General features: G+C 46.1%; 12 protein-coding genes and 1 tRNA gene. 6 read left to right on the plus strand and 7 right to left on the minus strand.

Annotated elements, in window-relative coordinates:
- The first annotated feature begins 37 nt into the window (after positions 1–37).
- From ACFQ2O_RS15205 to ACFQ2O_RS15215, 3 genes are all read left to right on the plus strand, one after another.
- Positions 38–373 carry a potassium transporter KefB gene (locus ACFQ2O_RS15205; RefSeq protein ID WP_377529362.1) on the plus strand — a complete coding sequence of 112 codons (336 nt, stop codon included), beginning with the start codon at positions 38–40 and terminating at the stop codon, positions 371–373.
- Between the two features lie 52 nt (positions 374–425).
- Positions 426–1,670: a hypothetical protein gene (locus ACFQ2O_RS15210; RefSeq protein ID WP_377529365.1), complete on the plus strand. Its 1,245-nt coding sequence runs from the start codon at positions 426–428 to the stop codon at positions 1,668–1,670.
- 138 nt (positions 1,671–1,808) lie between these two features.
- Positions 1,809–2,099 (plus strand): hypothetical protein, encoded by a 291-nt coding sequence (locus ACFQ2O_RS15215; RefSeq protein ID WP_377529368.1) that lies wholly within the window; start codon positions 1,809–1,811, stop codon positions 2,097–2,099.
- A 111-nt stretch (positions 2,100–2,210) separates the two neighbouring features.
- Here ACFQ2O_RS15215 and ACFQ2O_RS15220 read toward each other — a convergent pair whose 3' ends face one another.
- The gene (locus tag ACFQ2O_RS15220; protein WP_377529371.1) at positions 2,211–2,978 is read right to left on the minus strand and encodes an MBL fold metallo-hydrolase; all 768 of its coding nucleotides are present in this window, start codon (positions 2,976–2,978) and stop codon (positions 2,211–2,213) included.
- 61 nt (positions 2,979–3,039) lie between these two features.
- Positions 3,040–3,927 carry a helix-turn-helix domain-containing protein gene (locus ACFQ2O_RS15225; RefSeq protein WP_377529374.1) on the minus strand — a complete coding sequence of 296 codons (888 nt, stop codon included), beginning with the start codon at positions 3,925–3,927 and terminating at the stop codon, positions 3,040–3,042.
- Between the two features lie 293 nt (positions 3,928–4,220).
- On the opposite strand from ACFQ2O_RS15225, the gene ACFQ2O_RS15230 reads away from it, so the two are divergent.
- The 3 genes from ACFQ2O_RS15230 to ACFQ2O_RS15240 all read left to right on the plus strand — a co-directional run bounded on the left by ACFQ2O_RS15230 (position 4,221) and on the right by ACFQ2O_RS15240 (position 6,534).
- Entirely contained in the window at positions 4,221–5,012 is a 792-nt protein-coding gene (locus ACFQ2O_RS15230; protein WP_377529378.1) for an alpha/beta fold hydrolase, read from the plus strand.
- A gap of 77 nt (positions 5,013–5,089) precedes the next feature.
- Entirely contained in the window at positions 5,090–5,770 is a 681-nt protein-coding gene (locus ACFQ2O_RS15235) for a M50 family metallopeptidase (protein WP_377529381.1), read from the plus strand.
- Positions 5,771–5,922: 152 nt separating this feature from the next.
- Complete coding sequence (locus ACFQ2O_RS15240; protein ID WP_377529385.1) at positions 5,923–6,534, plus strand: MarC family protein; 612 nt, start codon at positions 5,923–5,925, stop codon at positions 6,532–6,534.
- A gap of 16 nt (positions 6,535–6,550) precedes the next feature.
- On the opposite strand, the gene ACFQ2O_RS15245 is transcribed toward ACFQ2O_RS15240, so the two are convergent.
- From ACFQ2O_RS15245 to ACFQ2O_RS15265, 5 genes are all read right to left on the minus strand, one after another.
- The gene (locus ACFQ2O_RS15245; RefSeq protein ID WP_377529387.1) at positions 6,551–7,426 is read right to left on the minus strand and encodes a universal stress protein; all 876 of its coding nucleotides are present in this window, start codon (positions 7,424–7,426) and stop codon (positions 6,551–6,553) included.
- Between the two features lie 18 nt (positions 7,427–7,444).
- On the minus strand, positions 7,445–9,091 hold the full coding sequence (locus tag ACFQ2O_RS15250; protein WP_377529389.1) for a BCCT family transporter: 1,647 nt from the start codon (positions 9,089–9,091) through the stop codon (positions 7,445–7,447).
- Between the two features lie 17 nt (positions 9,092–9,108).
- On the minus strand, positions 9,109–10,224 hold the full coding sequence (locus ACFQ2O_RS15255; RefSeq protein ID WP_377529391.1) for a hypothetical protein: 1,116 nt from the start codon (positions 10,222–10,224) through the stop codon (positions 9,109–9,111).
- A 547-nt stretch (positions 10,225–10,771) separates the two neighbouring features.
- The gene (locus tag ACFQ2O_RS15260) at positions 10,772–12,013 is read right to left on the minus strand and encodes an alpha/beta fold hydrolase (protein WP_377529394.1); all 1,242 of its coding nucleotides are present in this window, start codon (positions 12,011–12,013) and stop codon (positions 10,772–10,774) included.
- Between the two features lie 431 nt (positions 12,014–12,444).
- Positions 12,445–12,519 (minus strand) — tRNA-Glu (locus tag ACFQ2O_RS15265).
- Between the last annotated feature and the right edge of the window lie 17 nt (positions 12,520–12,536).

The raw sequence follows: 12,536 nt of genomic DNA on the forward strand, positions 1-12,536 counted from the left end.
TTAATAGTATTATAAAACCTATAAGATCAATTAAGTTATGACAAAGCTAAACACATCACAAAATCAGCCCGCTCTTCTGGCATTGCTAACAAAGTCTATGCTGGTAGGGGCAGGAATTGCCTTACTCGTCATCTCTTTCTTTGTATTCGGAGTTGATGCGCCCGATCCTGAATGGGGTAAATTATGGAGAATCAAACCATTGATAGTTAATCCGTTAGCCGGTGCCTTGGGTGGTGCGTTCTATGCTTTTATGAGTTACCAGAGCTCGCGTGGCTTTAACAGAACGTTGGCTGTTCTCCTGAGCCTGGTGGTATACTTTGTAGGGTTGTGGCTCGGAACAGTTTTAGGATTGGCAGGCACCATGTGGGATTAATTAGCCATACCAGCACGAGATTCAAAGCAAAGAAACTTTAAAGTATAAGATCATGAAAGACAAAATACTTTTAGGCATAAACGACCCGCAAAAGCTGGAAAAGCTATACCGCAGTAACCGAACGTCTTTTAAACGTGAGTTTGGTGCCGTCTATCCGCAGCTAAAAGGGCAGGCGCTTGCCGATTTCTGGTACCAAAGGCTAAACTATGATGCAGACGACATTTCCTGGGGCTCTGCTAAAGAGTTTTTCTTTGTAGTGATTGCATCTTTAGTTGCTGGTATTTTTGCCAAACTGCCAGCCATACTTCCCCTTAGCGAAGAGTTCTTTTATCCGCGTAACAGCAGCTTTCTTTTGTTTCCGTTTTTAGCAGCATACTTTGCCTGGAAAAATAAGCTGGCTGCGAATAAAATAGGGTTCTTGGTGGGTGCTATACTTGTATGTTTCGTGTACATCAACTATTTGCCAGGCACAATTAACAGTGATACGCTTCTGCTAGCCTGTATCCATCTGCCTCTGCTGCTGTGGGTTATACTTGAGGTTTCGTTTGCAGGTAATGAGCTGAGCAATTACAACAAGCGCCTGGAGTACCTGCGCTTCAACGGTGACCTAGCTGTGATGTCAGCGCTACTTGTTATTGCCGGGGTATTGCTCACAGGTATAACTATCGGCTTATTTTCAATAATCGGATTCCAGATCGAGGAAATGTACTTTGAGTATGTCGTGGCCTTTGGCTTACCTGCAGTGCCAATTGTAGGAAGCCATCTTACCCAAAGTAATCCACAGCTGGTCAACAAGGTATCGCCGGTCATAGCGAAGCTGTTCAGCCCGCTGGTCCTGGTTATGCTGCTAATCTACCTGTGTGCCATCTTTTTTTCAGGACAGGACCTTTATACTGATAGAGACTTCCTGCTTCTGTTTAACGTGCTTCTGATAGGGGTGATGGCACTGATCTTCTTCTCTGTGGCCGAGAGCTCATCTACAGAAAGATCTGCAGCGGGCGTATGGGTATTGCTGCTGCTATCTATCGTTACGGTGGTTGTAAACGGTATAGCGCTTTCAGCCATATCGTTTCGGATCTCAGAATGGGGTGTTACTCCAAACAGGTTAGCAGTGCTTGGTGGCAATGTGCTGATACTGGTACACCTGCTGCTCGTTACTGTGATGCTCTTTAAAACGGCTACAAAGAAAGCAGCTATCACGGAAGTTGGAAAAGCAATCGTACTGTACATCCCTGTATACTTTGCCTGGACGATTGTGGTAGTATTCCTTTTCCCGCTGCTCTTTGGCTTTAAGTAATACCTGCATCACCCTCATAGGAAACAACCATGGCTTTTCTACTTTTGGCGACGATGGGGGTAGGGGATAAAATAGATTGTTGATGAATGCTATTTAACGCATTAGAAACTGATATATAAACCATTAAAAATTAAACTTATGATGACGCAAAACAAAAGATTAATGGGCATCCTGCTTACAGTAGTTTTTATACTATTTATCCCTTTGGTAGCCATGCAATTTACAGACGAAGTAAACTGGGACTTGTTTGATTTTGTAGTTGCTGGTGTGCTGCTGCTGGTTACCGGTATTGTCTGTGAGGTAGTTTTGAGAAAGGTAAGGAAGCAGGATAATGCCATTGCGCTCGTTGCCGTTATTCTGGCAATCCTCTTTCTGGTATGGGCAGAGCTTTCGGTTGGCATATTTGGTTCGCCATTTGCCGGAAGCTAACACAGGGCCAGTAAGTTTAAGTATAAAACAGAGGGCCGCTATACCTGATGTAGAGCGGCCCTCTGTTTTGTATGTCTCCCGTGCTACATAAAGTATGCGGCAGCTACGGAGCTATAGCTTTAACTCTTCGCCATCCTGCGGAATGAACAGTTTCTCTTTTCTTATATTCAGACCTTCTGCTTTTTGGCGAAGCGACTCTCTCGTAGTGAGGCAGTGGTCCAGCACATCCATGTGTACGGCTATAATCTTCGCTGTCCCGCTTTCTCCGATCAGCGCCATCGTCTGCTCCTCATTCATAAGTATAGGCGTGGCTTCAAAGCCAGGGAAAGCAGCGCCGCCGGAGTTGATGATAATATAATCAGGCGTGTACTCCTGAATACTCTGTTTAATCTCGTCTATCCAGATACTGTCGCCTACAATATAAATGGTCGGTTGGTTTTCTGCCTGTAGTACAAAACCAGACACAGTGCCCATTTGCTTTAGAATCTCACCGCTGCCGTGTTCACCACCTGTTCTGTGAATGGTGATGCCATTCCATACAGTGCTGTCTTGTACCGTTTCGGCGTTGGTGAAGTTTGCTTTCTGAAAATATGCCTCATCGGCAGGTTGGTTTAAAAGCTTTATCGACTTGTCCAGCGTTTCAGCAGCCACCTGATCGAAATGGTCAGGATGTGTATGCGTTACCAGCACCAGGCCTATGCCCTTCACAATCTCCTCGATAGCCATGGGTAACGCTACCATCGGGTTTCTAGCCTTGCCTGCAAACGGATCGATGGTATCCTTTGGCATCAGCATAGGGTCCACCAAAATTCTCTGCCCTGCATAGTTGATGAGCAGGGTTGCATTTCTAACTAGCTGTATACTTGTGTTTGTTGCCATTCTGTATTGATTTATAGGTTCTTACTTCAATACAACAAAGTTAAGTAGCTATTGATTGAGCTTAGCTACCAAAGCTTTCTGCCTTACTACCATTTTGATAATCAAGGAGGAAAGCAGATGTGGTTTGGCCGGATTGTGTTTTAAAAAAGCGCATCAGGTGGTTAGGCTCCGAAAAGTTGAGTTCGTGCGCTATGTCGGCTACCGTTAAATCAGAGTGGATCAGGTAGTTCTTGATTTCGAAGAGCAGCCGCTGTTTTAATAAGTGTGTGGCGGTGACATTAAACTGAGCCTGCACAGCTTTGTTAAGCGTAATCCTGCTTATATCCAACAGAAAGGTATACTCGCTGATCCGTTGTTTCTCCCTGATGTGCAACTCCAGCAGCTTCTTAAACTGGTAGGCATAGTTGTTTTCAGGCTTATTCAGCGGCAGGTGGTTGTGCTGGGCATAATCTCTGTTGAACTTTAATAAGAGATAATAAAGTAGGGAGCGGATGAGGTGTTCGCTGTCGGGGTTTGCCTCTTTCAGTTCAGTATGTATTTCTGTAAGGGTGCTGCAGGCTTTCTGGATATACTCAGCCGACACATTCATGCGCAATGGATAGTCCAGTTGGTAAAAGTATAGCAGCCGGTACGTGAACAGCTTATCTGCAAAAAAATCGTTGAGGAAGCCTTCCTGGAAAATAAGAAACGTAAAATCCAGGTTTTCAGGATCTACTTGCCATTGCCTCTTCTGAAAAGGAGAGATAAAGACAACAGTGTTATCAGCCAACTCAATCTTCCGCTGATTTAATACCACGTAACCTTTTGCTTTTCTAAAAATCAGAATTTCAAAGTAGTCCGTGTTGTACACCCTGGTATCGGTGTAGGCTTCTTTTATTTCGTTGCCTGAACCTACCCGCAGCAAAACCTCAACGCCGCACCTGGTCTTATTGAATTTTATGGTTCTCAATACGGAAGAGTTTTTGAAGTATAATAAGTTAAGAAGTAAAAGTATTGAAATGTTTCAGACTTTACCGTTAAAGCCGCTATGTTGTGCTGTATGCTGCCTATTTTAATGATGAGACGAAGTAATGTATAGCTACAATCCTACTCCTGGTTATGTTTTTAGGTTAACGCGAAAATGTGATCTTGATCTAAAGAAATGATACGCCTGCTTCTACTATCATTTCTCATAACTTTGTACAGTTAACGTGAACCAAACCAGCTAAAGCAAAACAAATACAGCTCAGCCGAATTTAGATAATGACACAGGATAACAGCAGCGCCTTACTAGACGTGAACGGGAAGAGTCTTTATGTAGAACACCGTAGCATCTATGAAAACCGACCAACTATAGTCTTTTTGCACGACTCCCTGGGAAGTGTGCAGCTTTGGCGTGATCTGCCCCAAAAGCTTGCTGAAGCTGCGGATTGCAATGTGCTGTTATACGACCGCCTGGGCTATGGCAAGTCTGCACCAATGCCGACACACGAAAGGCCAACTAACTACTTAGAACTGGAAGCGGATGTGCTGCATGACCTGCTCACCGCCTTGAAAGTGGAGAGTGCTGTCTTGTTTGGGCACAGCGATGGCGGCTCTATAGCTTTGATAGCGGCAAGCAAGTATCCTTGTAAAATCAAAGCTGTGATCTGCGAAGCCGCCCACATTTTTGTAGAAGAAGTTACTTTGAAGGGCATCTTTAAAGCAATTGAAGCCTATGCATTCACCAACTTACCTGAACGCCTGGCAAAGTATCACGGCGACAAGGTAGAGGCTATTTTCAAAGCCTGGACAGAAACCTGGACACGGGCCGATTACCGGGACTGGAACATTGAACATTTCTTAGCAGGTATTCAGTGTCCGTTGTTGTTCATTCAAGGCGAGGCGGACGAGTATGGCACAACAGATCAGGTAGATAAAACAATCCGCCAGGTAAGTGGAAAGGCAGAAGCATTCATTATGCCTGGTGTTGGCCACACACCGCACAAAGAAGCTGCTGAGCAGGTGTTAAATAAATCAGCAGCATTTATAAGAGAGGTAATGGTAGGGGAATAACTACGGCACCCGGCCAGGCCATAAAAAAGCAACCGAAACCAGTAACCCACGGCTCAATTATCGTAACAGGGAGTACTATGTTTGGAGTAAATGATATACCGAAGTTTTTTCTCGCCTTTTTCCTTGTGCTTCCTATCATCTCTTTTGTGCACGAGGCAGGGCATGTTTTCTTCGCCTGGCTAATGGGTGGCAGGAATATCAAAGTATCCGTTGGCTCCGGAGATGTATTATTTAGACTTGGGATGCTGGAGGTACGCAAATACTACTTCTGGTACGGCCTCTGCTCTTTTGACAGCCTGAAGCGCAATCACCGCCTCGCTAATATCCTGATCTTTGCCGGGGGAGCGCTATTCAACGCCATTGCTGCGGTAGTGGTAATCTACCTGATAGAGAACAATACCATACAGCCGAACTTAGCCACTTACCAATTCACTTATTTCTCGCTCTACTATATTTTTTTCGCACTTCTGCCAATGCCATACCCTGGCGGGAGCTCCAGTGACGGCAAGATCATACTTGACTTGATCCGAAACAAAAAGCAGCTGGGGGAGAGAACTTATCGCATACAGTGGAACAACGAAGAGAAGCAATGGTGTGTACTGAACGACGACCAAGAACTGGTGCAGGCATTTGAGGATGAAGAGCAGGCTCTTACTAAAGCACATGAGGTAGCACAAAGCAACCGCCCCAGCCGCTTGATTAACATCAAAAATGGTAAAGAAGTGGAGGTTCAGAACTATCCGAGAATTCCTTTATGAGATTTTAAAATGGAAGTAGGTGTTTTATAAATCGCTGTAACATTGCAGGTTATCCTTTACTAGAAGGTAGTTTGTAAAACAGGACTACATTACCTTGAAATCTATCCTTCCAGTGCTCCGTAACAAAAGGAAATCAACTTATACCTGAATTTATGATTGCAGCCATCTTTAGCTTTCTGGTTATGCTCAACCCTTTTGCGCTTTTCCTGTACCTGAAACCCGTTATGAACGATTTGCCGGACGCTGATTTCCGGTCTGTGTTTTTAAAAGCAAGTTTAATCTCTTTCTTCATTTACCTGGTCTTCCTGCTTTTTGGTGACATCGTTTTTCAGAAAGTATTTCGCATCAACTTCGAGTCCTTCCGTATATTTGGCGGCATCGTTCTTTTCTCCTTTGCCTATATATTTATCGTGCAGGGCAAAAAGGCATTTATTCAAATAAAAGGAGATTTGCACGATCTGGCTTCAGAAATCGCCTTGCCCTTTATGGTGGGGGCAGGTACCATCTCCCTTACTATCCTGATGTCAGAACAGATGGAACTGTGGCAGGGCGTGGTGTCGCTGGCACTTATCATGCTTGCTAACTTTGTCATTATTATGGGACTCAAGCAGATTCGCCGCGGGATGCGCTCTAAAAGTGTGCAGACCGCTTTCGATAAGAACATGGAGCTGCTCTTGCGCATCAACGGCTTTTTCCTGGGAGCCATCGGTGTCGACATGGTAGTGACAGGAATCAGCAATCTGATGGCGGCAAGCCAAGTATAAGCTGCTGTGCCGCCGTTTACTTAATCACTGCCTCTGAGTACACCAACCACAGCGGTATGTCTATGTCCATGTTGTAAAGCTCAGTCGGCACGCTGCCCAGGCTCAGAGATGGGAGCGGGTTGTTGCCTTTCAAGCCCATTACCAATAAATCATATTTATGCTTGCGCAGTTGCAGGCAAATTCGCTCTGCTGTGCTTTTGCCTGCGGCTCGAACCAGCGTATAAGGCACATCTGCTATTTCCTGGTGTCGTTTCTGAAGATCTTTGAACCGCCCTTCAATCACCTCTTTCGCTTTATTTATGGCCTTCTCCTCTGATATCAGCGGGAAATACTGCGTAGGCAGCTTATATACGTGCATAATTTCCAGGTTTAGCCCCAATTGGCTGGAGAGGCTCTTGCTTAGCCGAAGTGCGTGCACAGAAGCGTCGGAGAAATCAATCGGCGTCAGCACCCGTTCGATGTTGAAAGTAGCTGTTTCTGGGAAGACCAAGACACTGCAGGGCAGTATACGGAGCAGTTTGGTACCCAAAGCCCCTGTGCTTTTGTTGCTCATTCGTTTGCCCAGCAGGGTTAGCTTTATATGATACCGCTTTACCAGGTCAGCCATAATCACCTCGGTGTTCGGCTCTTCGCTCACCAGTATCTCATGGTCGCAGCCTCCTTCAAAATGCTCCGCGACAATGTCGGTGATGCTGGCCTCCACCTCTTTGCTCAGGTCAATATCACCGAAGGTTTCCTTGAAGTCCTCACTCAGCTCAGTTAATTTGATGTTATGAACAAAATACACCTTATTTATAGGCAGGTGCTGACAGATGGAACGGGTAAAGGCCACTAGTTTCTCGTCTATATCGCTTAGGTCGAGGCAAACCATCATGGCGTCAATTGCAATCATGTTTCTCCTGTTTTAAAATTATAGTAAATCTTTTCCTTTTTCTTCTGAAGTATTGGTCTGCTGTTTTGCGGCACGTTTGGCCAGAAGTTCCGTGATCTGTTGCTGGTAGTCTTTCCGCTGCTGTGCCTTGCCCAGTTTGTTTTCTTCTTCCAGCTCTTCGCTCAGCCCTTTATACAGACTGTAGCACATCGTGAGCAGAATAAGCGCAAAGGGCAAACCAGTGATAATAACAGCCGTTTGCAGGGCTTGCAGGCCGCCGCCTATCAGCAGCACCGCGGCTACAGCTCCTTCTGCCAGGGCCCAAAAAATACGCACACCCACAGGAGAGTCCGCTCTTCCACCTGATGTCAGGCTATCGACTACAAGTGAGCCGGAATCGGAGGAAGTTACAAAGAAGCCTGTGATCAGGATAATCCCGATGATAGAGAGCACCGTGGAGAAAGGAAGCTGCTCAAAGAAAACGAAGAGGGCTGTAGAAACATCTGCGGCCACTGCCTCCGTTATAGCGGTTCCGCCTGACAATGCCTCCCGCAGGGCTGTACTACCGAACACTGTCATCCACAAAAAGGAGAGCAGGGATGGAACAATCAGCACACCCAGCACAAACTCTCGGATAGTGCGACCTTTGGAAACACGTGCAATAAATATGCCCACAAAAGGCGCCCACGAAATCCACCAGGCCCAGTAGAATACCGTCCAGCTACCTTGCCAGTTTCGGGTGGAGTAAGCCTCGTTCCAGAAAGACAGTTGCATGAAATTGCTTATGTAGGAGCCCGTGTTTTGCACATAGGAGCCTAAAATGAAAACGGTTGGCCCTAACACCAGCACTGCCACCAGCACCACCAGGGCAATGCGGATGTTCCACTCGCTCAATATACGCACTCCCTTGTCCACACCCGTTACCACAGAGATGGTGGCGACACCGGTGATAAGGGCAATCAATATTACCTGCGTCGTCACGTCACTTGCAATGGACGGGAACACATGGTGCAGCCCTGCTGCTACCTGTTTCACGCCCAGACCCAGCGAAGTAGCCAGTCCGAAAACCGTGGCCAATACAGCCAGAATATCAATAACATCACCTATAAGCCCATGGATCCGCTCTCCCAAGAAAGGGTAAAAAACGGAGCGAATGGTCAGGGGCAATTTACGGCTATAGGTAAAGTAGGCTAATGCCAGGCCTACCAGTGCGTAAATGGCCCAGGCATGGAAACCCCAGTGTAGAAAAGTGAAGTTCATGGCTTGCCTCGCTGCAGCGGGAGTGCCTGGCTCCCCGAGCGGAGGTGTCAGGAAGTGGTTGATAGGCTCACCAATGCTCCAGAACAGAAGACCGATACCCATACCAGCGCTGAACAACATGGCAAACCAGGACGAGGTGCTGAACTCCGGCTTCGCCTCCTTGCCGCCCAGCCTGATGCCGCTGAACTTGCCAAAAGCCATGTACAGGCAGAAGGCTACGAATACATTCACGCTTAAAATAAACATCCAGCCCATACTGGAGGTAACAGCCGCCTGTACTTCGCTAAAAAACGCTTCGGCATCCTCCCTGAAGATAAGGACCAGTGCTATGCTTATGATCAGGATTATAATGGAAGACCAGAATACAGGGCCGTTTACTTCCAGGCCCAGTGACTTTTTTGTATCGCTTCTTGTGACTTTACTCATCAAACAGCTGTTTTAGATTAGAAATAATATCCCATGTTAATGTTAAAACGCATGTGCCAGTCCGTGTCTCCGGGTGTTCCAAGGGCAAGAGAATTTGTCCACTCAGGCCCGAGCCAGGGCTGGTTAAAGCCAAAGGCAGCATCGGTATAGATGTACATTGGGCCAGCGGTAAATAAGGCTCCTAGTACGTTCATGTGCGTGTTTTCAAAACCATCTACCTGCTTGTTATAGTAGCCGTAGTTGTTGTAAAAGGTTATGCCCTGCAGCAGGCGGGTAGCTATGGGCAGGTGATAGGCTAGGCTGGCGGTATACATTTCGCCTCTGGTGGCTACGTTATAGTTTGCGCCATAGGCACCCATTTCTACAAAACCTAAGTCTGCCCCTGCTGCATATTGTGGGTTTATACGATAGAGCATTGCTTGTAGCTTTACACCCCAGGGGCTAGAGGTAGGTTTATACTCATAGTGCAAAGCTGCAGCGTACCTGTTACCATTTCGCTCTGTGTCCAGGTTATAGAGAAGCCCACCTTGTAGAGAGGCGCCAAGTTCGTGGGATAGGCTGTCGCCCATGCGCCGAACCAGCTTAAAGTCTAGTTGGTTATTTTCTTTGTTGCGCCCAGTTATGTCGTAGGAGTAGCGGTTGGGGCTGGCCTCTGCTGAGCTGAACACAAACTCCTCCGCGCTTTTATAGTAGGCCGCTTGCCATTGCCACCGGCCGTTATCGTGGATATATTTCACTCCCATGTCATGGTCATCCTCAAAGCCTACATAATAGGTGATATTGAAAAACCAGTTGTTAGAGTTGTACTGCTGAATACCGAAAGGTACCTGATGCAGCCCTACCTGAATTTGAGAATTTTCAGAGAAATCATATTGAAACCACCCTTGTTTCAGAAAGGCTCCGCCAAAAGCCTGTGAGTAATGACGGAACTCTGCATTTAACTTGATACCCTTATACTCAGACTCCACATTAAGCCGGAACACATCATACCCTAAGTCACCGCCTCGTTTCAACTGGTCATCCTTCCAGGTAGAAAGGTTATAGTTAAAGCGCACCGCGCCGCCGATTTTTAAAGTCGGCTTCTCATCGGCTTTCTCTTCTGGGTACTGTGCGTAGCATAATGTGCTGACCAAGCAGGTAATTAATAGTAAAGATATTCTTCGCATTCTAGAAGGATGTAATGAATAATTCAATTAAAAGCCTTCTTAGGTAGGACGTTTTTAAAACAGAAACGTTTTTTTGCGGGAAATTTCGGATGTTTCTTTACTTCTGATCAAGGGTATGGATGATACTTTTACCTGGGAAGTAGGCTGGATGGAAGTGTAGCAAAAATGGCAGGATGCATGATGGCTATAATGCTTAAATTCTTTGCTTTAGAACTCTCTTTCTGCATCAGGTAAAGCAATTTATAGGCTCTTCCTTTTTTCACTTCACAAATAGAAAAGGCGCCACACATTTTGTGGAGGTGAGAGACAGGGGTTTTCTGCAGATTGGCTGTGGTGCCAACCTGCAGGAAATTGTCTGTCTCTCAGACTTTATTTAAGTCCCTGCTACCAGTGGTTATCATGCTTTTTCGGACGTTGCTGGACAGGGAGCAATATGTGCTTGTTCAGCAACGTCCAAATTTCATTTTATCTCAAAGCTTTAAGCCTTCGCATGAAGTTGCCTCTGTAACTAAAATTATTTCGTTTTTTTCAGTAGTTTGATCTTCTCCAGGTTTCCTTTGCTGTTTTGAAGCGTGGAGGTATCATTTGAAGCAGTGGCTAGTTCTATAGCTTTCTCGAACTGCACTTCTGCCTGCTTAAGCTTGCCGTGTTTCATCAAAGCCTCTCCGTAGCTATCAAATGCATTGGCCGAGGAGGCGTAAGTCACAGTGTTATACTTGAAAATCAGCAGGGTTAATGGCATGTTGGTCGGGTTATTTAGCTGCTGGTAAGCAATAGTGTTAATGGTCGGCTCATCAAAACCCGAGGCTTTCAGCCCGTTGAACAAAACGGTCTCTGCTTTTTGCTCTTTTTTCTTTTTTAAGTAGGCTGTCGCCTGAACGAAGTTGCCATCCAAAGCCGTCATTTTTGCGACATGCTCCTGACGGACCTTCTCCTTGGCAGCCGCTTGCACCACTTGATTGATAGCATTAACTACCAGCTCAGGCTCTTCGCGGTGTATGTTGTGTCCGCTTGCAGCCGTTATAACATGAGCGCCGCTGGTAAACTGGCTAAAGAAATCGTTGTGTAGGTTGCGCCATACTTCCACGCCCTTCGGCTCGTGGAGAAACAATTCAGGGTTCTCTCTTTTTTGCACCGATGTTAGAACCACTACCGGCACCTGCGGCAGTTTACCGAAATCTGGCAAGGCGCCTTTCTCAAAGATCTTGTTGATTAGCTCGTTCTCCTGCTTAAATCTATCTGGTACAAAGCTGTTTTGCAATTCAATGTCTTTTAGCGCCTTGGCATGATCTGCCTTTTTTAGCTCCTGCATCATTCTTTCATGCGCCGGATCAACAAAGACTAAACCTTTCACCTGGCCCGGATGCTGCGCCGCATACCCACGGATGATAAAGGCACCATACGAATGGCCGACAAGAATAAAGGGAGGTTGCAGCTTTGCCTGCTCGATCAGGGTGCTCAAATCCTTTATCGCTGCCTCCAGGGTTTGCGGCTCCGGGTTTGGTTCGGACTTGCCCGTTCCCGCTCTCGAGTATAGCATCACCTGATTTGTATTCGCTATTTCTGAAGCCACGTTGCCCCATACTTTATAATTCGAGCCGAAGCCTGACTCAAAAATCACAGTATAGTCGCCTGTGCCTGCCTGTATCATCTCAAGCGAATGATTTCCGACACTTACCATTTTAGTTTGCTGCGCTCTAGCTAGAGCTATGTTTCCGATACAAAGCAACAGCAGCAGGATTCTTTTGATTGTCATAGTTTTTGTTTTTTTAGCTAAGATAAATTGCAATCAGGCATGAGGTTGAACGATAATAGCGTGATTACATTGGATAGATGCTATATAAGCGATCTGGGTTGCCTGCCAGTGTTTATTTTTTTACAGCACGGCAGCATGGAGGATGTGGCATACAAGAGGGAATGTTAGGCACCTTCGATGCGCGCAATTTAACAACGTGAAATTGATTTCTATTATGAGAGACTAAAACTGCACCTGTGGTTAAATGAATGCCATTATCTGGCCTACTGTAGTGGTACGGTAAAGTTATTCTTAAATACCTGAGCGTTTAGAGGTGTAGTGCTAACTTTCTATTTAAGATGAATTTGGGGTGGTAAAGAAAATTGACGTCGAGGCCAAAGGGGATAAATTGTCGAACAAAAAAAGGCCTCCAGTATTAACTGGAGGCCTCCTGGTAGCCCGTAGGGGAATCGAACCCCTGTTACTAGAATGAAAATCTAGCGTCCTAACCCCTAGACGAACGGGCCGTTCTGTCTGATTGTGG

Origin of the sequence: Pontibacter rugosus (genome assembly GCF_042678745.1) — a bacterium.
Lineage (GTDB): Bacteria > Bacteroidota > Bacteroidia > Cytophagales > Hymenobacteraceae > Pontibacter > Pontibacter rugosus.